The 19,251-nt window shown below is 65.1% G+C and carries 21 protein-coding genes; 10 read left to right on the plus strand and 11 right to left on the minus strand.

Annotated elements, in window-relative coordinates; genetic code table 11:
- Positions 1-82: 82 nt before the first annotated feature.
- Genes ribF through ispH form a run of 5 tightly spaced genes read left to right on the plus strand, consistent with a single transcriptional unit; the run spans position 83 to position 5,761 of the window.
- Positions 83-1,033 carry a bifunctional riboflavin kinase/FAD synthetase gene (gene ribF, locus AB688_RS06105; protein ID WP_063542794.1) on the plus strand — a complete coding sequence of 317 codons (951 nt, stop codon included), beginning with the start codon at positions 83-85 and terminating at the stop codon, positions 1,031-1,033.
- Entirely contained in the window at positions 1,030-3,861 is a 2,832-nt protein-coding gene (gene ileS / locus AB688_RS06110; RefSeq protein ID WP_063542796.1) for an isoleucine--tRNA ligase, read from the plus strand. The genes ribF and ileS overlap by 4 nt, the downstream gene beginning before the upstream one ends.
- Positions 3,854-4,369 (plus strand): signal peptidase II, encoded by a 516-nt coding sequence (lspA, locus tag AB688_RS06115; RefSeq protein ID WP_063542798.1) that lies wholly within the window; start codon positions 3,854-3,856, stop codon positions 4,367-4,369. Before ileS ends, lspA begins: the two co-directional genes overlap by 8 nt.
- The gene (locus AB688_RS06120) at positions 4,362-4,799 is read left to right on the plus strand and encodes an FKBP-type peptidyl-prolyl cis-trans isomerase (RefSeq protein WP_054895098.1); all 438 of its coding nucleotides are present in this window, start codon (positions 4,362-4,364) and stop codon (positions 4,797-4,799) included. The genes lspA and AB688_RS06120 overlap by 8 nt, the downstream gene beginning before the upstream one ends.
- A gap of 14 nt (positions 4,800-4,813) precedes the next feature.
- Positions 4,814-5,761, plus strand: coding sequence for a 4-hydroxy-3-methylbut-2-enyl diphosphate reductase (gene ispH / locus AB688_RS06125; protein WP_063542800.1), 948 nt, complete (start codon positions 4,814-4,816; stop codon positions 5,759-5,761).
- Here ispH and AB688_RS06130 read toward each other — a convergent pair whose 3' ends face one another.
- Entirely contained in the window at positions 5,762-6,250 is a 489-nt protein-coding gene (locus AB688_RS06130; RefSeq protein WP_063542802.1) for a GspH/FimT family pseudopilin, read from the minus strand. It abuts the gene before it with no gap.
- Positions 6,251-6,360: 110 nt separating this feature from the next.
- Here AB688_RS06130 and AB688_RS27445 point away from each other — a divergent pair, with 110 nt between their 5' ends.
- Genes AB688_RS27445 through thiO form a run of 5 tightly spaced genes read left to right on the plus strand, consistent with a single transcriptional unit; the run spans position 6,361 to position 9,384 of the window.
- Positions 6,361-6,723: a prepilin-type N-terminal cleavage/methylation domain-containing protein gene (locus AB688_RS27445; RefSeq protein ID WP_063542804.1), complete on the plus strand. Its 363-nt coding sequence runs from the start codon at positions 6,361-6,363 to the stop codon at positions 6,721-6,723.
- Positions 6,720-7,385 (plus strand): PilW family protein, encoded by a 666-nt coding sequence (locus AB688_RS06140; protein WP_063542806.1) that lies wholly within the window; start codon positions 6,720-6,722, stop codon positions 7,383-7,385. The genes AB688_RS27445 and AB688_RS06140 overlap by 4 nt, the downstream gene beginning before the upstream one ends.
- Entirely contained in the window at positions 7,382-7,864 is a 483-nt protein-coding gene (locus AB688_RS06145) for a hypothetical protein (protein ID WP_063542808.1), read from the plus strand. The genes AB688_RS06140 and AB688_RS06145 overlap by 4 nt, the downstream gene beginning before the upstream one ends.
- A 1-nt stretch (position 7,865) precedes the next feature.
- Positions 7,866-8,255: a type IV pilin protein gene (locus AB688_RS06150; RefSeq protein WP_063542810.1), complete on the plus strand. Its 390-nt coding sequence runs from the start codon at positions 7,866-7,868 to the stop codon at positions 8,253-8,255.
- 31 nt (positions 8,256-8,286) lie between these two features.
- Positions 8,287-9,384, plus strand: a complete 1,098-nt coding sequence (gene thiO / locus AB688_RS06155) for a glycine oxidase ThiO (RefSeq protein WP_063542812.1) — start codon at positions 8,287-8,289, stop codon at positions 9,382-9,384.
- A gap of 53 nt (positions 9,385-9,437) precedes the next feature.
- On the opposite strand, the gene AB688_RS06160 is transcribed toward thiO, so the two are convergent.
- The 10 genes from AB688_RS06160 to AB688_RS06205 form a co-directional block, all read right to left on the minus strand.
- A complete protein-coding gene (locus AB688_RS06160; RefSeq protein ID WP_063542814.1) occupies positions 9,438-10,847 on the minus strand; it encodes an amidase in 1,410 nt (469 codons plus the stop codon).
- 1 nt (position 10,848) lies between these two features.
- Positions 10,849-12,126 (minus strand): Zn-dependent hydrolase, encoded by a 1,278-nt coding sequence (locus AB688_RS06165; protein WP_063542816.1) that lies wholly within the window; start codon positions 12,124-12,126, stop codon positions 10,849-10,851.
- Positions 12,127-12,237: 111 nt separating this feature from the next.
- The gene (locus AB688_RS06170; protein ID WP_063542818.1) at positions 12,238-12,933 is read right to left on the minus strand and encodes an ABC transporter ATP-binding protein; all 696 of its coding nucleotides are present in this window, start codon (positions 12,931-12,933) and stop codon (positions 12,238-12,240) included.
- The gene (locus AB688_RS06175; protein WP_054895108.1) at positions 12,933-13,685 is read right to left on the minus strand and encodes an ABC transporter ATP-binding protein; all 753 of its coding nucleotides are present in this window, start codon (positions 13,683-13,685) and stop codon (positions 12,933-12,935) included. Before AB688_RS06175 ends, AB688_RS06170 begins: the two co-directional genes overlap by 1 nt.
- On the minus strand, positions 13,685-14,689 hold the full coding sequence (locus tag AB688_RS06180; RefSeq protein ID WP_054895109.1) for a branched-chain amino acid ABC transporter permease: 1,005 nt from the start codon (positions 14,687-14,689) through the stop codon (positions 13,685-13,687). Before AB688_RS06180 ends, AB688_RS06175 begins: the two co-directional genes overlap by 1 nt.
- Before the next feature lie 3 nt (positions 14,690-14,692).
- Positions 14,693-15,553, minus strand: a complete 861-nt coding sequence (locus tag AB688_RS06185; protein WP_054895110.1) for a branched-chain amino acid ABC transporter permease — start codon at positions 15,551-15,553, stop codon at positions 14,693-14,695.
- 65 nt (positions 15,554-15,618) lie between these two features.
- Complete coding sequence (locus tag AB688_RS06190; protein ID WP_054895111.1) at positions 15,619-16,821, minus strand: ABC transporter substrate-binding protein; 1,203 nt, start codon at positions 16,819-16,821, stop codon at positions 15,619-15,621.
- Between the two features lie 91 nt (positions 16,822-16,912).
- Positions 16,913-17,677 carry a FadR/GntR family transcriptional regulator gene (locus AB688_RS06195; RefSeq protein WP_063542820.1) on the minus strand — a complete coding sequence of 255 codons (765 nt, stop codon included), beginning with the start codon at positions 17,675-17,677 and terminating at the stop codon, positions 16,913-16,915.
- Positions 17,678-17,880: 203 nt separating this feature from the next.
- Positions 17,881-18,111, minus strand: coding sequence for a PP0621 family protein (locus AB688_RS06200; protein WP_063542822.1), 231 nt, complete (start codon positions 18,109-18,111; stop codon positions 17,881-17,883).
- Between the two features lie 94 nt (positions 18,112-18,205).
- On the minus strand, positions 18,206-19,225 hold the full coding sequence (locus tag AB688_RS06205; protein WP_054895114.1) for an outer membrane protein assembly factor BamD: 1,020 nt from the start codon (positions 19,223-19,225) through the stop codon (positions 18,206-18,208).
- Between the last annotated feature and the right edge of the window lie 26 nt (positions 19,226-19,251).

The raw sequence follows: 19,251 nt of genomic DNA on the forward strand, positions 1-19,251 counted from the left end.
CACGGCCCACAGTGGCACTGCTGCCTGTCACCAGCGCCCCGGTGTGGTTATAATCGGCCACTTTATGAGCAAGAAGCGCGTTATGCAGCTGGTTCGAGGTCTTCACAACCTGCGCCCCGAGCACCGGGGCTGTGTCGCCACCATTGGCAACTTCGACGGGGTTCACCGGGGCCACCAGGCCATCCTGGCGCGCCTGCGTGAGCGCGGCCAGGAGCTGGGCCTGCCCACCTGCGTGGTGATCTTCGAGCCGCAGCCGCGGGAATATTTCGCCCCGGACACTGCGCCGGCCCGGCTGGCGCGTCTGCGCGACAAGGTCGAGCTGCTGGCCGACGAAGGCATCGACCGGGTGTTGTGCCTGGCCTTCAACCAGCGCCTTAGCCAGCTCAGCGCCGATCAGTTCGTCAAGGCGGTGCTGGTCGATGGCCTGGGCGTGCGTCACCTGGAAGTAGGCGACGACTTCCGCTTCGGCTGCGATCGTGCCGGCGACTTCGACTTCCTGCTCCAGGCCGGCCAGCAGTACGGTTTCACCGTCGAGGCGGCCAACACCGTGATCCAGGACGGCCTGCGCGTCAGCAGCACCGAAGTGCGCAAGGCCCTGGCCGAAGCCGACTTCGAGCTGGCCGAGCACTTGCTGGGCCGTCCGTATCGCATTACCGGGCGCGTGCTGCACGGCCAGAAACTGGCCCGCCAGCTCGGCACGCCCACCGCCAACATCCAGCTCAAGCGCCGTCGCGTGCCGCTGTCCGGGGTCTACCTGACCAGCATCGAAATCGACGGCACGCCTTGGCCGGGTGTCGGCAACATCGGGGTTCGTCCCACCGTCAAGGGTGATGGGCGTCCCCACCTGGAAATCCATCTCCTGGACTACACCGGCGACCTCTATGGCCGGCGTCTGACAGTGGAGTTCCACCACAAGCTGCGCGAGGAGCAGCGATTCGCCTCCCTGGAGGCGCTGAAGTCGGCGATCGACGCGGACATCGCCGCCGCACGTGCCCACTGGCACGCTCAACCGCTAACCAAGAGCCTGAAATGACCGACTACAAAGCCACGCTTAACCTTCCGGACACCGCCTTCCCCATGAAGGCCGGCCTGCCTCAGCGCGAACCGCAGATCCTGCAGCGCTGGGACAGCATTGGCCTGTACCGGAAGTTGCGCGAGATTGGCAAGGATCGTCCGAAGTTCGTCCTGCACGACGGCCCGCCCTATGCCAACGGCAAAATCCACATCGGTCACGCGCTGAACAAGATCCTCAAGGACATGATCGTCCGGTCCAAGACCTTGTCGGGCTTCGACGCGCCCTACGTGCCGGGCTGGGACTGCCATGGCCTGCCGATCGAGCACAAGGTCGAGGTCACCCATGGCAAGCACCTGACGCCCGACCAGACCCGCGAGCTGTGCCGCGCCTACGCCGCCGAGCAGATCGAAGGGCAGAAGAGCGAATTCATCCGCCTGGGCGTGCTGGGCGACTGGGACAATCCCTACAAGACCATGGACTTCGCCAACGAAGCTGGCGAGATCCGCGCCCTGGCCGAGATGGTCAAGCAAGGCTACGTGTTCAAGGGCCTCAAGCCGGTGAACTGGTGCTTCGATTGCGGTTCGGCCCTGGCCGAGGCCGAGGTCGAGTACGCCGACAAGAAATCCCAGACCATCGATGTCGCCTTCCCGATCGCCGACCAGGACAAACTGGCCGCCGCTTTCGGCCTGGCTTCGCTGAACAAGCCTGCCGCGATCGTGATCTGGACCACCACCCCCTGGACCATTCCGGCCAACCAGGCGCTGAACATCCACCCGGACTTCAACTACGCCCTGGTCGATACCGGCGAGCGCCTGCTGGTGCTGGCCGAAGAACTGGTCGAGTCGTGCCTGAAGCGTTACGCGCTGGAAGGCTCGGTAGTGGCCACCGCGCCAGGCAAGGCGCTGGAACTGATCAATTTCCGCCACCCGTTCTACGAGCGCCTGTCGCCCATCTACCTGGCCGAGTACGTCGAGCTGGGCGCCGGTACTGGCGTGGTCCACTCCGCGCCGGCCTACGGTGAGGACGACTTCGTCACCTGCAAGCGCTACGGCATGGTCAACGACGACATTCTCACGCCCGTGCAGAGCAACGGCGTGTACGCGCCATCGCTGGAGTTCTTCGGTGGCCAGTTCATCTGGAAGGCCAATCCGGCCATCGTCGAGAAGCTGCAGGAAGTCGGTGCGCTGCTGCACACCGAAACCATCAGCCACAGCTACATGCACTGCTGGCGCCACAAGACCCCGTTGATCTACCGCGCCACCGCACAGTGGTTCGTTGGCATGGACAAGCAGCCCAACAACGGTGAAAACCTGCGTGAGCGTGCGCTCAAGGCCATCGAAGACACCAAGTTCGTGCCGTCCTGGGGCCAGGCTCGCCTGCACGCGATGATCGCCAACCGTCCTGACTGGTGCATCTCGCGCCAGCGCAACTGGGGTGTACCTATCCCGTTCTTCCTCGACAAACAGACCGGCGAGCTGCACCCTCGCACCGTCGAGCTGATGGAAGAAGTGGCCAAGCGCGTCGAGAAACAAGGTATCGAGGCCTGGTTCAAGCTCGACGCCAAGGAGCTGCTGGGTGACGAGGCCGGCCAGTACGACAAGATCGCCGACACCCTCGACGTCTGGTTCGACTCCGGTACCACTCACTGGCACGTGCTGCGTGGCTCGCACGACATCGGCCATACCACCGGCCCGCGCGCCGACCTGTACCTGGAAGGCTCCGACCAGCACCGCGGCTGGTTCCACTCCTCCCTGCTGACCGGTTGCGCCATCGACGGCCACGCGCCGTACCGCGAGCTGCTGACCCACGGTTTCACCGTGGACGAGAACGGCCGCAAGATGTCCAAGTCGCTGGGTAACACCATCGAGCCGGAAAAGGTCAACAACACCCTGGGCGCCGACATCCTGCGCCTGTGGGTTTCCGCCACCGATTACTCCGGCGAGATGGCCGTTTCCGAGCAGATCCTGCAGCGCAGCGCCGACGCCTACCGGCGTATCCGCAACACCGCGCGCTTCCTGCTCTCCAACCTGTCCGGCTTCGATCCGGCGCGCGACCTGTTGCCGGCCGAAGACATGCTGGCCCTGGACCGCTGGGCGGTCGATCGCACCCTGCTGCTGCAGCGTGAGCTCGAAGAGAACTACGCCGAGTACCGGTTCTGGAACGTCTACTCCAAGGTGCACAACTTCTGCGTGCAGGAGCTGGGCGGCTTCTACCTCGACATCATCAAGGACCGCCAGTACACAACCGGCGCCAACAGCGTTGCGCGCCGCTCCTGCCAGACCGCGCTGTACCACATCAGCGAGGCGCTGGTACGCTGGATCGCGCCGATCCTGGCCTTCACCGCCGACGAGATCTGGCAGTACCTGCCGGGCGAGCGCAACGAGTCGGTCATGCTCAATACCTGGTATCAGGGCCTGAGCGAGCTGCCACAGGACAGCGAGCTGGATCGCGCCTACTGGGACCGCATCATGGCGGTCAAGGCGGCGGTCAACAAGGAGCTGGAGAACCAGCGCGTGGCCAAGGTCATCGGTGGCAACCTGCAAGCCGAAGTCACGCTCTTCGCCGAGGAAAGCCTGAGCGCCGACCTGGCCAAGCTGGGCGACGAGTTGCGCTTCGTGCTGATCACCTCTGCCGCCAGCGTGGTGCCGTTCGTCCAGGCGCCGGCCGAGGCGGTGACAACCGAAGTCGAAGGCCTCAAGCTGAAAGTGGTCAAGTCCGGCCACGCCAAGTGCGGCCGTTGCTGGCACTTCCGCGCCGACGTCGGCAGCCACCCGGAACACCCGGAGATCTGCGCTCGCTGCGTCGACAACATCAGCGGCAACGGTGAGGTGCGCCACTATGCCTAATCCTGCAGCGGGGCGCTTCGGGCGCCTTGCCTGGCTCTGGCTGAGCCTGGTGGTCCTGGTCCTCGACCAGGCCACCAAGCTGTATTTCGACAACGCCCTGACCATGTACCAGCAGATCGTGGTCATTCCCGACTACTTCAGCTGGACCTTGGCCTACAACACGGGCGCGGCCTTCAGTTTCCTGGCCGACAGCTCGGGCTGGCAGCGCTGGTTGTTCGCCCTGATCGCCGTGGTGGTCAGCGCCGTGCTGGTGGTCTGGCTCAAGCGCCTGGGGCGCAACGAGACCTGGCTGGCGGTCGCGCTGGCCCTGGTGCTGGGTGGTGCCATCGGCAACCTGTGGGATCGCGTCGTGCTGGGGCATGTGGTCGACTTCATCCTCGTCCACTGGCGCAACACCCACTACTTCCCGGCCTTCAACCTGGCCGACAGTGCGATTACCGTTGGTGCGGTGATGCTGGCGCTGGACATGTTCAAGAGCAAGAAAAGCGAGGAGCCGGTCCATGACTGAGACCCGTATCGGCCAGAACACCGAAGTCACCCTGCACTTCGCGCTGCACCTGGAAAACGGCGACACCGTCGACAGCACCTTCGACAAGGCACCCGCCGTGTTCAAGGTCGGCGATGGCAACCTGCTGCCGGGCTTCGAGACTGCACTGTTCGGCTTCAAGGCCGGCGACGAGCGCAAGCTGACCATCACCCCTGAGAACGCCTTCGGTCAGCCCAACCCGCAGAACGTGCAGGTGATGCCCCGTTCGCAGTTCGACGGCATGGAGCTGTCAGAGGGCCTGCTGGTGATCTTCAACGACGCCGCCAACACCGAGCTTCCGGGTGTGGTGAAAGCCTTCGATGACAACCAGGTGACCATTGACTTCAACCATCCGCTGGCTGGCAAGACCCTGAACTTCGAGGTCAAGATCCTCGACGTGAAGGCGCTGTGAGCCTGGAGCCGAGCATGCAAATCAAACTCGCCAACCCGCGTGGCTTCTGCGCGGGTGTGGACCGGGCGATCGAAATCGTCAACCGTGCCCTGGAAGTTTTCGGGCCGCCGATCTACGTGCGCCACGAAGTGGTGCACAACAAGTTCGTCGTCGAGGACCTGCGCAACCGCGGCGCGATCTTCGTCGAAGAGCTGGATCAGGTCCCGGACGATGTGATCGTCATCTTCAGTGCCCACGGCGTCTCGCAAGCCGTGCGCCAGGAAGCGGCCGGTCGTGGCCTGAAGGTGTTCGACGCCACCTGTCCGCTGGTGACCAAGGTGCACATCGAGGTGGCCAAGTACAGCCGTGATGGCCGTGAATGCATTCTCATCGGCCATGCCGGACACCCGGAAGTCGAAGGCACCATGGGCCAGTATGACGCCAGCAATGGCGGCGCCATCTACCTCGTCGAGGACGAAAAGGATGTCGCCACCCTGCAGGTCCGCGATCCTGACCACCTGGCGTTCGTCACCCAGACCACGCTGTCGATGGACGACACCAGTCGCGTCATCGATGCCCTGCGTGCACGCTTCCCGAATATTGGTGGTCCGCGCAAGGATGATATCTGCTACGCCACCCAGAACCGTCAGGATGCGGTCAAGCAACTGGCCGATGAGTGTGATGTGGTGCTGGTGGTCGGCAGCCCGAACAGCTCCAACTCCAACCGTCTGCGCGAACTGGCCGAACGCATGAGCACGCCGGCCTACCTGATCGACGGTGCCGAAGACCTGCAGCGTGCCTGGTTCGACGGCGTCCAGCGCATCGGCATCACCGCAGGCGCTTCTGCGCCCGAGGTGCTGGTGCGTGGGGTGATCGAGCAGCTCAAGGCCTGGGGCGCTACGGGCGCTGAGGAGCTCGATGGGCGTGAAGAGAACATCACCTTCTCGATGCCCAAGGAGCTGCGGGTTCGCTCGCTGATCTGATCAGGGGCCTACGCAGCGCGGCGCTTCGCTCGCCCCGCTGCGCAGGCTGACTCGCCCGCTAGGTGCGACAACGACCCGATGCTGACTGCTGCCCTGCGCACGTTGGCAGATCTGCAAGGTGCCGCCGGAAAATGCGCCATTGTCGCGCAGCGGGACACCCAGGCCACTGAACCTCAGTTTTTCCAGGTTGGCAGCGATCCTCATGGGTCGGCCCAGCCGATGTTCGCGCAGCAGTTGTTGGTTGCCTTCCAGCACTGTTTGCCAACCCTTCCCCCAATCCCCCTCCAGTGGTTGCACCACAACGCTCCGGTTCTGCAGCAATGCGTCGCCACGTGCGCTTCGCAGGCTCTGTGCCAGGTCACGGGCGGCTGCGGCCTGGCGAAGGTCTTCGGTCAAGTTGGCGTAGGCCGGTGCCGCGAGCTGTGTCAGAAGCGCGACCATGGCCAGTACGCTCATCATTTGTATCAGTGTTACTCCCTGTTGCCGCATCGTGCATTCCTCCCTGGAAGTGCTTCGCTGTAGCTTCGGTGCTGCGGACCAGGAGGTCCAGTCAGCCAGGCCGATCAGGCTTGGCGGGAAATTTCGCAGGAGGCGAAACCATGGTGCACAGGGAGCAGGGCATGACCTTGCTGGAAGTGGTGTTGGCAGTGCTGGTGCTGTCGCTCGGCTTGTTCGCCGCGGCGGCATCGCAGATACGCGCAGTGCAGGCCGGCGAGGGCGCGCGGCGCGATGCACAGGCCGTGCAGTTGGCGCACCTGTTGTTCGAGCGTGTGAGGGCGAGCGGTACGCTTGAACCCGAGGCGCTGCACGGCTGGCGCGCCCTGACAGGTTCATTGCTGGACGAGCGCGGTGAGGGGCGGGCGGTCGTGGCGGGAGAGTGGTTGCAGCTGGAGATTCGCTGGCATGACCCACGCACCAGCGAGGCGCAGTTCATCGCTCTGCAGGGCAGGGTGCTGCCATGACGCCTCGACAACGAGGCTTCGGCCTGTTGGAGGCCCTGCTGGCACTGGCCTTGGGCTTGATACTGCTGGCCGCTGCGGGGCAAGCTCTGGTGTCGGCCCAGCAAGCCTGGCGCGTACAAGGCGCGCTGTCGCGGATGCAGGATGACGCCTCGCTCGCCTTTCAGCGGCTGGCGCAGGACATTCGCATGACCGGCATGTTCGGCTGCCTGGCACCCGAAGCCATCGAGTTCATCGCCCCCTCTGCTGCACAGGCCTTCGCCCAGCCGTTGCAGATATCCCATGCCGGCGATGGCCGCGAGGTCACGCTCAGCCTGGTGACGGCCGACGTGCGAGGGGCAGGAGGCAACCCGGATTGGACGCTGCTCACCGATTGCCTCACCTGGGCCGAGGTTCATCCGGCACGCCAGGCCGGTAGCGGCACTACGCTGGCGTTCCCGGTGCGGCGGCAGACCTACCGCTTTCAAGGCGACGGCCTGATGCTCAGCGGCGGCGGCATGAATGCCGTGCTCATCGACAATGTGCGTGCTTTTCGTGTCACCCATGTCGTGGGCAATGACGGGGAGCGCGTGGACCTGCAGTTGACCCTTGGCGATCCTGTGCTGGGCGTCGAGCGAAACTACGCGCTGAGCGTTGCCCTGCGCAACCGGTTGCCATCGTCATGAGCGCCCAGCGCGGAATGGTCTTGCTGCTGGCCCTGGTGCTGAGCCTGCTGCTGGGTCTGTTCTCCATCTCGGCCCTGCGTGACACGCTGCAGCAGATGGCGTTGGCGGGCAGCGCGCTGGCGGCGGCGCGCGCCTTTGAAGAGGCCGAGGCGAGCCTGCTGGCGGGCGCGCTGCAGCTTGCCCTGGCGCCTCCCTCGCCCTGCCAGGTGTGCGTCCCGCCGCCCGCACCCCATGACCTGATCGATGGGCAGCCACCGTGGCAGACCAGCGAGCACGGTTTCTTTCTGGTGCAGCAACTGGGGGTGAGCACCCGCGCTGCGCACATGCCGGAAGGGGCGAGGGTGGTCTTGTTCCGGATCACTGCGGTAAGCCGTCAGGCCCGCGCACGGCAGGTACTGGAGGCGATCTATGCGGTCGAGCCCGGACAGGCCCAGGCACCCCGGCGTATCGCCTGGCGCCAGCGATTCAGGGAGTCTTGAGATGCAGCGTGGCCTTAGCCTTATGGAGCTGTTGCTTGTCGTAGCCGTGACCGGCATTCTGGCGAGCGTTGCCTATCCCAGCTACAGCGACCAGCTTCGGCGTGCCGCGCGCGGCGAAGCGGTCGGCCTGCTGCACGATGCCGCCCAGCGTCTGCAATACCACTACGCCCGTACCGGCCAGTATGCCGACAGCGAGCAGTGGCAGACACCGCTGCCCGAGGGTAGCCGTTTCTACCGCCTGCGAGCCTGGCGCGAGCACGGCCATTATCGGCTGCTGGCCGAGCGTCAGCCCCAGGGGCTGATGGCGCGTGATCGCTGTGGCGACTACCAGCTTGACCAGGCCGGTGTGCGTGCGAATCCTGGGGCGCTGGATGAGGCGGATTGTTGGTGAGGCGTTTTTACTTCAGGTGTTGGATCGACAGATGAGCAAGCACGTAGTGATTGTCGGTGGCGGGGTGATCGGTCTGCTGACTGCCTTCAACCTGGCCGCAAAGGTTGACCGTGTAGTGGTGTGCGACCAGGGCGAGGTCGGTCGTGAGTCGTCCTGGGCCGGCGGGGGTATCGTCTCGCCCCTGTATCCGTGGCGCTACAGCCCGGCGGTGACCGCCCTGGCGCATTGGTCGCAGGATTTCTATCCACAGTTGGGCGAGCGTCTGTTCGCCAGCACGGGCGTCGATCCTGAAGTGCACACCACCGGTTTGTACTGGCTCGACCTCGACGATGAAGCCCAGGCCCTGGCCTGGGCTGCACGCGAACACCGTCCCTTGAGCGCCGTCGACATCTCGGCGGCCTATGACGCAGTGCCGGTGCTCGGCCCAGGCTATCAGCACGCTATCTACATGGCCGGTGTGGCCAACGTACGCAACCCGCGCCTGGTGAAGTCGCTGAAAGCCGCGTTGCTGGCACTGCCCAACGTCAGCCTGCGCGAACACTGCCAGATCAGCGGTTTCGCCCAGAAAGGCGGGCGCGTGACCGGCGTGCTGACGGATGAAGGCGTACTGGCCGCCGACGAAGTGGTGCTCAGTGCCGGTGCCTGGAGTGGCGACCTGTTGCGCACCCTCGGGCTGGAGTTGCCGGTGGAGCCGGTAAAGGGCCAGATGATCCTGTTCAAGTGCGATGCCGACTTTCTGCCGAGCATGGTACTGGCCAAGGGGCGCTATGCGATTCCGCGGCGTGACGGGCATATCCTGGTGGGCAGCACGCTTGAGCATGAGGGCTACGACAAGACCCCGACCGAGGTTGCGCTGCAAAGCCTGCGGGCTTCGGCGATCGAACTGTTGCCGCAACTGAAGGACGCACCAGTCGTTGGGCATTGGGCCGGGCTGCGACCGGGCTCGCCTGAAGGTATTCCCTACATCGGGCCGGTGCCTGGGCACGCCGGGCTGTGGCTCAACTGCGGGCATTACCGCAACGGTCTGGTGCTGGCGCCTGCTTCGTGCCAGTTGTTTACCGACCTGCTGACCGGCGCCGAGCCGATCATCGATCCTGCGCCCTACGCCCCGGCCGGGCGTCTGGGCTGAAAACACGCAGCGGCCTCGGGTCGCGCAAGGCCGCTGCGTGTCTTGCACAACCCTCAGTGCCGCTGCGGCGCCTGCAGGTGCCGACTCGGGTAATGCTGTTCGTACACCTTGCACACCCTGAGCACCTGTTCATCGGCAAAGCGCGCGCCCACTACTTGCAGCCCCACCGGCAACCCCTCGCGGGTGAAGCCGCAGGGGACCGACGCCGCAGGCTGCTGGGTCAGGTTGAACGGGTAGCTGAAGGGCGTCCATTCCATCCACTGCGCCATGCCCGACCCTGGCGGCACGTTGTGCCCGGCTTCGAAAGCGACCAGCGGCAGCATCGGTGAAAGCAGCACGTCATGACGCTGGTGGAAGGCGTTCATCTGCGCGATCAGCTCGGCACGTGCTTCCAGTGCCTGGGTGTAATCGGCCAGGCTGATCCCAGCCCCCTGCTCGGCGATCCCGCGCAGGCCCGGGTCGAGCAAGTCCCGTTGTGCCTCGCTCAGTCCACTGGCCAAGCGTGCCGCGCCCGCGAACCACAGGGTATTGAAGGTCTGCAACGGATCGCTGAAGCCCGGATCGACTTCCTCCACCGTCGCCCCCAGGCGCGCCAGGCGCTGCACCGCTTGGGCCACCAGTGCCGAGATCTGCGGATCGACCTTTATGTAGCCGAAGTCGGCGCTGTAGGCGATACGCAGGCCGCGCAGGTCTGTCGAGTCGTCCAGCCAGGGCGACTGGCGTGGGGCTCCGGCCAGGCCGTCGCGGGGGTCGGGGCGGGCTACGCAGTCGAGCATCAGCACGGCGTCATCCACCGTACGGGTCATCGGCCCCAGGTGCGACAGCACGGTCATGGCGCTTGCTGGCCACTGCGGTACGTAGCCGAAGGTCGGCTTGATGCCGAAGGTGCCGGTGAAGGCGCAGGGGATTCGAATCGAGCCACCGGCATCGCTGCCCTGGTGCAGCACGCCGAGGTTGAGCGCCGCTGCTGCTGCCGCACCGCCAGACGACCCGCCCGCGGTCAGGCGGGTATCCCAAGGGTTGCGGGTGATGCCGTACAACGGGTTGTCGGTGACCCCTTTCCAGCCGAACTCCGGCGTGGTGGTCTTGCCCACCAGCACGGCGCCGGCCTCGCGCATGAAGGCGCTGAAGGGCGCATCGACTTCCCATGGTCCGACGCCTGAGCTGGTGCGTGAGCCTTTGCGGGTCGGCATGCCGCGGGTCAAGGTCAGGTCCTTGATCGACGTGGGCAATCCGTCCAGGCGTCCGCACGGCTCGCCACGCTGCCAGCGGCGTTCGCTGGCGCGGGCAGCGGCGCGTGCACCTTCGCCGTCGACATGGCAGTAGGCGTTGACGGCGGGGTTGTGCAGGTCGATGCGGGCCAGCACGTCGTCGATCACTTCGAGGGGGGACAACTGGCGGCTGCGGTACAGTTCGAGCAGCTCGGTGGCACTGAATTCACCGATGGCGGTCTTGCCTGTCATCTCAATGGGCTCCCGGGTTGGCGGCCTGGACCATGGCGCGCAGCAGCACATCGCAGCCGTCTGCCAGGTCCTGCGGCGCGGCGTTCTCGATTTCGTTGTGGCTGATGCCGCCTTCACACGGCACGAAGATCATCCCGGCCGGGCCCAGTTCGGCGAGGAAGATCGCATCGTGGCCAGCGCCACTGACGATGTCCATGTGGCTCAAGCCCAATTCGCGCGCACCCTGGCGTACCGCATCGACGCATTGCTCGGCGAAGTACAACGGAGGGAAGTCGGCGGTGGGGGCCAGCTCGAAACTCAGGCCATGGCGGGCGGCACTGGCCTCGATCACCTCGCGCACCTCGGCGACCATCGCATCCAGGTGGGCGGGGTCGAGGTGGCGCAGGTCGAGGGTCATCTGCACCTGGCCGGGAATCACGTTGCGCGAACCGGGGTGCACGTTCAGGCAGCCGACGGTACCGCAGGCATGTGGCTGGTGGGCGTGGGCCACGCGGTTGACTGCGGCCACCACCTCGGCAGCGCCAACCAGCGCATCCTTGCGCAGGTGCATCGGCGTCGGGCCTGCATGGGCCTCGACGCCAGTGAACACCAGGTCGAACCACTTCTGGCCCAGGCAGCCCTGAACCACACCGATGGTGGTGCGCTGGTCCTCCAGCACAGGCCCCTGCTCGATATGCGCTTCGAAATAAGCGCCGACCGGATGCCCGGTGGGCACCCGCGGGCCGGCGTAACCGATGCGCTGGAGCTCCGCGCCCACCGAAAGGCCCTGTTCGTCGACCTTGTCGAGGGTCTCCTGCAGACCGAACTTACCGGCAAACACCCCCGATCCCATCATGCACGGTGGGAAGCGCGAGCCTTCTTCGTTGGTCCACACCACCACTTCCAGCGGGGCCTCGGTCTGCAGGCCAAGGTCATTGAGGGTGCGCACCACTTCGAGCCCGGCCATGACGCCGTAGCAGCCGTCGAACTTGCCGCCGGTGGGTTGGGTATCGATATGGCTGCCGGTCATGACCGGCGCCAGTGCCGGGTTGCGTCCTGCGCGGCGGGCGAAGATGTTGCCGATGGCGTCGACACTGACCGTGCAGCCAGCCTCTTCGCACCAGCGCACGAACAGGTCGCGGGCCTGGCGGTCGAGATCGGTCAGCGCCAGGCGGCATACACCGCCCTTGGCCGTGGCACCGAGCCGGGCCAGGTCCATCAGCGATTGCCAGAGGCGCTCGCGGTTGACCAGGGCGCCCTGGCCGAGCAGGTGTTGCGAGGGATCGATGCGGGTGTTCATGGTGCGTCTCTCCTGTAGCAATTAGAGGCCTTCTTCGCGGGCTGCTTGTGGCGATATCCCAGTGGGAGCGGGCTTGCCCGCGAAGAGGCCGATACAGAGCAAGGCCTGAAATCAGGCACTCAGCGCCAGGTAACGGTTCTTGATGCTCGGGTCGTCGCGAAACTGTGCGGCGGTGCCCTGGTAGGCCACGCGGCCCTGTTCGAGCACGTAGTGACGGTCGGCCAAGGCATCGCAGACCATCAGGTTCTGCTCCACCAGCAGGATCGACAGGCCTTCGTCCTTGATTCGCCGCAGGATCTTCACCAGCTCGTCGACGATCACCGGTGCCAGCCCCTCGGTCGGCTCATCGAGGATCAGCAGGCGCGGGCCGTTGAGCAGGGCGCGGGCGATCGCCAGCATCTGCTGCTCGCCGCCCGACAGCGCGAAGCCACCGTTACGGCGGCGCTCTTCCAGGCGCGGGAACATCGCGTAGACGTCGCGCAACTGCCAGCGGCTCTCCTTGCGCGTGGCGATCTTCAGGTTTTCCTCGACACTGAGCTGGCGGAAGATGCCGCGATGTTCCGGCACCAGAGCGATGCCCCGGCGGGCGATATCGAAGATTTCGCGGCCGACCAGAGGCTGACCATCGAAGCTGATCTGGCCCTGGCGAGGTCGGACAATGCCGAGGATGCTGCGCAAGGTAGTGGTCTTGCCGGCACCGTTGCGCCCGAGCAGGGTCACCAGTTCGCCGGCGCCGACCTGCAGGGAGACGCCTTCGAGCACGTGGCTTTTGTCGTAGTAGGAATGGATCGAGTCGACGTTGAGCATCAGGCGGCCTCTCCAAGGTAGGCGGTGCGCACGCGTTCGTCGTTGCGTACGAAGTCCGGGGTGCCCTCGACCAGGATCTGGCCGTGGCTCATGACGGTGATGCGCTGGCTGATCGACATGACGATGCTCATGTTGTGCTCGATCAGCAGCACGGTGTGGTCGCGGCCCAGATCGCTGATCAGTTCGGTCATCAGCGGGATGTCGTCGATGCCCATGCCGGAGGTGGGCTCGTCGAGCATCAGCAGGCTCGGCTTGGCGCAGATCGACATGCCGACTTCCAGTACGCGCTGCTGGCCATGGGAGAGTTCGCCGGCGAGGGTGTCGGCACGGCCTGTGAGTTTCAGGCGCTCGAGCACCTGGTCGGCGGTGTCCCAGTGGCTGCGCTTGTGCTCGACGCTGCGCCAGAAGTTCAGCGCGCCCAGGCCGTCGCGGCCCTGGGCGGCCAGGCGCAGGTTCTCGCGCACCGAGAGGTTCTGGAACAGGCTGGTGAGCTGGAACGAGCGCGCCATGCCCAGGGCCACGCGTCCATGGGAGGGCTTGCGGACGATGTCGCGGCCATTGAACAGGATGCTGCCGGCGGTAGCCTGGCGTTCGCCGGTCAGGCAGTGGAACAGGCTGGTCTTGCCGGCACCATTGGGGCCGATGACCGTGTGGATGGTGCCAGGCCGGACTTTCAGGTCGACACCGCCGACCGCGCGGAACGGTCCGTAGGCCAGCTCCAGGTTGCGGGTTTCCAGCAGGAACTCGCTCATCACAAGGTCTCCTTGGTCTTGGTCGACAACGCACGCCCCGGACGCAGGCGCTTGCCCAGCTCGGCCAGGCCGCCCCACAGGCCGCCACGCATGAACACCACCACCAGGATCAGGATGAGCCCGAGCAGCATCAGCCAGCGTGGCCACAGCTCCGACAGCACATCGCCCAGTACCACGATGGCGCCGGCCCCCAGCAGCGAGCCGAACAGCGAGCCGGTGCCGCCGATGATGGTCATGATCAGGATGTTCTCGCTCATCATCAGGTCGATGTTCGACAGCGGCGCAAAGTGCAGCAGCATGGCGTACAGCGCCCCGGCGATACCGGTGATGGCGCCGGACAGCATGAACACCAGAATCTTGAAGTGGCGGGTGTCGTAGCCGATCGCCGCCGCGCGGGTCTCGTTCTCGCGGATCGCCAGCAAGGTGCTGCCAAAGGGCGAGCGGATCACCCGCAGGGCGAAGGCGAAAATCAGCAGGAACAGCAGGGCGACGAAGGCATAGAAGTGCCGAGGGTTGCCCAGGTCGACCAGCACGTGGCCGAAGACTTCGACATTCGGCCGTGGCACGTCGAGCAGGCCATTGTCGCCACCGGTCCAGCCGCTGAGGGTGTAGGCCAGGAAGTACGCCATCTGGCTGAAGGCCAGGGTCAGCATGACGAAGTAGATGCCCTTGCGCCGGATCGCCAGTGCGCCGACCAGCAGCGCCAGCAACGCACCGAATACCGCAGCGCCCAGCAGCGCGGCGAACAGTCCCCATTTCAGGTGGATCATCAGCAGTGCCGCGCCATAGGCACCCACGCCGAAGAAAATGCCCTGGCCGAATGACAGCAGGCCGGTGTAGCCCAACAGCAGGTTGCAGGCGAGCGCCGCCAGGGCAAAGATCAGGATCTCGGTGGCCAGCGTGGCCGAGGGCAGCACCAGCGGCAGCAGCACCAGGCTGGCGACCACCAGCAACAGCAGGACGGGCGTGCGCGGCCCGGCCGGTAGTGGATTCTTCTCGCTCATCAATCATGCTCTCCCGAACAGGCCATAGGGACGGACCAGGATCACCGCGGCCATCGCCCCGTAGATCATCAGGCTGGCGCCTTGCGGCCAGAGGCTGGTCATCATGCTTTGCACCACGCCGACCAGCAGTCCACCGACCAGCGCGCCGCCGAACGAACCCATGCCGCCGATCACCACCACCACGAAGGCGATGCCGAGGATCTCCGGGCCGACGAAGGGCTGGGCACCACGCAACGGCGCGAACAGCACCCCGGCGACACCGGCCAGACCCACGCCGAGGGCAAAGGTCAGGGAGAACAGGCGGAAGATGTTGGTGCCCAGCAGCGACACGGTTTCGGTGCTCTCGCTGCCGGCGCGTACCAGGGCGCCGAAACGCGTGCGTTCGAGCAGCAGCCACAGGGCCAGGCCGATCAGCGCGGCGAAGCCGATCAGGAACAGGCGGTAGTAGGGGTAGATGAAGTCGCCCAGAATGATCACGCCACGAAGCTCCGGCGGTACGGCGATGTTCTTGCCCACCGGCCCCCAGATCAGTACCGAGGCTTCCTGGATGATCAGCGCGATGCCCAGGGTGACCAGGATCTGGAAGGTGTGCGGCAGGTGGTAGATGCGCTTGATCAGCAGGCGCTCGACCGCCCAGGCCAGCGCTGCCACGACCAACGGTGCGATCAGCAGTGCCAGCCAGAAGTTGCCGGTCAGGGCCACGGCGGTGTAGCACAGGTAGGCGCCGAGCAGGAAGAACGCCCCATGGGCGAAGTTGACGAAGTTGAGCAGGCCGAAAATGATCGTCAGGCCCACGGCGATGAGGAAGTAGATCATCCCCAGGCCCAGGCCGTTGAGCAGTTGGAACAGGTACAATTCGAGCATGAGCGTGCCCTCGACAGCGCGCGGCGCGGCTGCCTGTACAGGTGTGTTTGACTGGCGCCGTAGCCTCAGGCCAAGGCGCAACCGGTGTGATCGACCTCGACGAACGAGCGGCCCGAACTGATGACTTCAGCCAGGTCGTCCTCGTCGCGCAACTGGCCCTGGGGCTTGCCGCGCAGCAGGTAGTAGTCCTTGAGTACCTGGTGATCACCAGGGCGGATCAGCTCTTCGCCGGTAGGGCCCTGGAAACGCATGCCCTGCAAGGCCCTGGCGACGCTGGCGCCGTCGAAGGTGCCCGCCTGGACGATGGCGTCGAGCATGACCTTGGTGCCGATGTAGTCGGCAGCCAGCGGATAGTTGGGGTTGATCCCGTAGGCCTTCTGCGTGGCGGCGACCAGTGCCTTGTTCAGCGGCGTATCCACCTGATGCCAGTACTGGGCACCCAGGTAGACCCCTTCGAGCACGTCGCTGCCCAGCTCCTGGAACTGGTCGAGCCCTGCCGACCAGACCAGCAGCACCTTCATCCGCTCCTTGATCCCGAAATTGACCGCCTGGCGCAGGGCGTTGGACGACTGGCTGCCGAAGTTCAGCAGCACCAGCACGTCGGGCTTGGCGGCGATGGCATTGGTCAGGTACCCGGAGAACTCCTGCTCCTGCAGTGAGTGGTAGCTGTTGCCGATGTGCTCGACACCGAACTCGGCAAAAACCTTGCGCGCATTGTCCAGCAGCGCATCGCCGAACACGTATTGCGGGGTGATGGTGTACCAGCGCTTGGCTTGCGGCAGCTGGCGAATCATCGGCACCAGGGTTTCGCGAATCGCGCCGTAGGTCGGGACCGACCAGCGGAATGTCGACAGATTGCAATCCTTGCCGGTGATCTCGTCGGCGCCGACCGGGGTCATGAACACGCCGCCGGCCTTGTTGATTTCCTTGGACACGGCCAGGGCCGACGAAGACAGGGTGCAGCCCTGGAAGAATCTCGCACCGTCCTGGCCGATGGCTTCCTGCACCTTGCGCACCGCCTTGCCGGCATTGCCTTCGGTGTCGATGACCTTGTACTGCAGCGGCCGCCCCAGCAGTTGCGGATGCTCGGCGATGGCCAGGCGCGAGCCCATGTCGGCGTACTTGCCATAGCTGGCGAAGGCGCCGGACATCGACTTGAGCCCGTAGAAGACCAGCGGCTGTTCGGCGAATGCCCGCTGCGCTCCCAGGGGGAGGCTGCCGAGGGCACCCAGGGCAAGACCTGCCTTGAGCAGGGTACGTCTTTGCATGGATAACTCCTTGGTTCTGGTTATTAGGCAGGAGTGGCAATGGCAAAGCGGGTACGGCCGGGCCTTTGAGCAGGCCTCTGTGCGGGCTGGATCAGTGGTGGTGTTCGAACTCCAGCAGGAAGTTGCGTTCGACCTCGCCCTCCAGCGCGGTCATATGGTGTTCGGCGTCGCACATGTGTTCGTGCATCAGCCGGCGCACGGCCTTCTCGTCGCTGGCGCGCAGGGCGACCAGCAGTTGCTTGTGGTAGTCGATGTTGGCAGCGGCGAACGCCTGGCGCTTGGGCAGGTAGGCCTTCTTCAGCACCACCAGGTCGCGCAGCAGGTCGTTGAGGAACACCGCCATGAAGCGCAGCAGTGGATTGGGGCAGCGGCGCGCCAGCAAGGTGTGGAATTCGATCTCCGCCAGGCGCTGTTCGCGCTGGCCCTGTTCGCTGTCTTCCGGGGTGCTGCAGTAGTCGATGTTGGCCTGCAGCGCAGCGTAGTCGGCGTCGCTGAGCTGGCCCATCACGGCCACTGCCAGCTCGACCTCGATGACCTTGCGCAGCTGGTAGACCTGTTCGCCGTCCAGATGCTGGAAGTGCAGGTAGTTGCGCAGCGCGCGACTGGCGGGCTCGGTGCCGACTTCAGCGAGATAGGCGCCGCCGGTAGGGCCGGTGCGGGTGTTGACCAGCCCTTCGACCTCCAGGGCCTTGAGCGCCTCGCGGGCGGTCCCTTTGGAGCATTCGAAGTGCTCCATCAGCTCGCGTTCGGTGGGCAGGCGATCGCCTGGGCGCAGGGCCTCCGTGACGATCGAGCGCTTGACCGATTCGACGATGACGTCGGAGAGCTTCTGGCGCTTGCGTTTGGGTTTGAGCATTTCGCTATTTTTCATATTTATGCGGATAAATAGGATTTAGCGAGTTTTGCTGGAAGGGGTCAATGGTGGCGGGGGAGCAGGGGTCGCAAATGGAGTGAAAGGGTCGGGGAGGGATAAGTGAGGCGGGCTCGAAAATCTGAAACTGCCCCCCCGTGGGCGCGGGCAAACCCGCTTTCCCACAAGGGAGAGCTCGTTCTGTGCGATCAGCCTTGTCGGCCAGGACCCTGTTCGAGGTGGGCCTGGCTGCAGTACCAGTCCTTGCCGAGCTTGAGCGCCCGGTCATTGGGCAGGTGTACGCCGCAATGGGCGCAACGCACCATGGTCAAGGGGTCTTCGAGGCGTGGCTCGGGACGTGACTGCTGGCTGATCTTGAATTTGCGCCACAGCCAGAACGCGGCGGCGATCAGGGCGATCCAGAAGAGTAGGCGAACCATGGTGTCCAGCTTGTCGTGAATGAAGAGGCCACAGTCTAGGGCGCGGCCATGAAAAAAGGGAGGCCTGGGCCTCCCTTTCTCGTTGCGCGATCTGTCAGTCGAACAGACCGAAGGTCAGGTAGCTGAACCAGGAACGATCCACCTCGGCGTCCTTCGGACCTTCCGGCAGGATCGGGTCGCCGTTTTCGTCTTTGGGCAGCAGGTCGGCTGGCATTTCCGAACGGGCGTCCTTGAACTGACGGACCACGTCCTGGTTGGCGCGGGTTTCACCCGGTGGCAGCGGCGTGTCGGTCTCGATCAGGCCCAGGGTGGCCTTGGACAGCCAGGAGCGGCCGTCGGACTCGCCCTGCTTGGGTACGAACTGGCCGTCGACCAGGCTCGGGTGGTTCGGGTAGTTGAGCTTGAGGGTTTCCAGGCTGGTGGCGGCCAGGTCGTCCAGGTGCATTTTCTGGTAGGCCTCGGTCATCACGGCCAGGCCGTCGGCAACCGATGGCGTTTCCTGGAAGTTCTCCACCACGTAGCGGCCACGGTTGGCGGCGGCGACGTAAGCCTCACGGCTCAGGTAGTAGTCGGCGACGTGGATTTCGTAGGAGGCCAGCAGGTTGCGCAGGTAGATCATGCGCTGCTTGGCGTCCGGGGCGTAACGGCTGTTGGGGAAGCGGCTGGTGAGCTGGGCGAACTCGTTGTACGAGTCGCGCGCCGCGCCCGGGTCGCGCTTGGTCATGTCCAGCGGCAGGAAGCGCGCCAGCAGGCCGCGGTCCTGGTCGAACGAGGTCAGGCCTTTCAGATAATAGGCGTAGTCGACGTTCGGGTGCTGCGGGTGCAGGCGGATGAAGCGCTCGGCAGCGGACTTCGCGGCCTCAGGCTCGGTGTTCTTGTAGTTGGCGTAGATCAGCTCGAGCTGGGCCTGGTCGGCGTAGCGGCCGAACGGGTAGCGCGATTCCAGGGCCTTGAGCTTGTTCACGGCACTGGTGTAGCTGTGGTTGTCCAGGTCGGCCTGCGCCTGCTGGTACAACTCGGCTTCGCTGAGGTTCTCGTCAATGACTTCCTTGTTCGAGGAACAGGCAGCAGTGAGCCCGAGGATGGCGATCAGCAGCAGGTGTTTCACTTGCATGGCGGCTTGCGTCCTTTGACGGCCGC

Origin of the sequence: Pseudomonas putida, from assembly GCF_001636055.1 — a bacterium.
Taxonomy (GTDB): Bacteria; Pseudomonadota; Gammaproteobacteria; order Pseudomonadales; family Pseudomonadaceae; genus Aquipseudomonas; species Aquipseudomonas machongensis.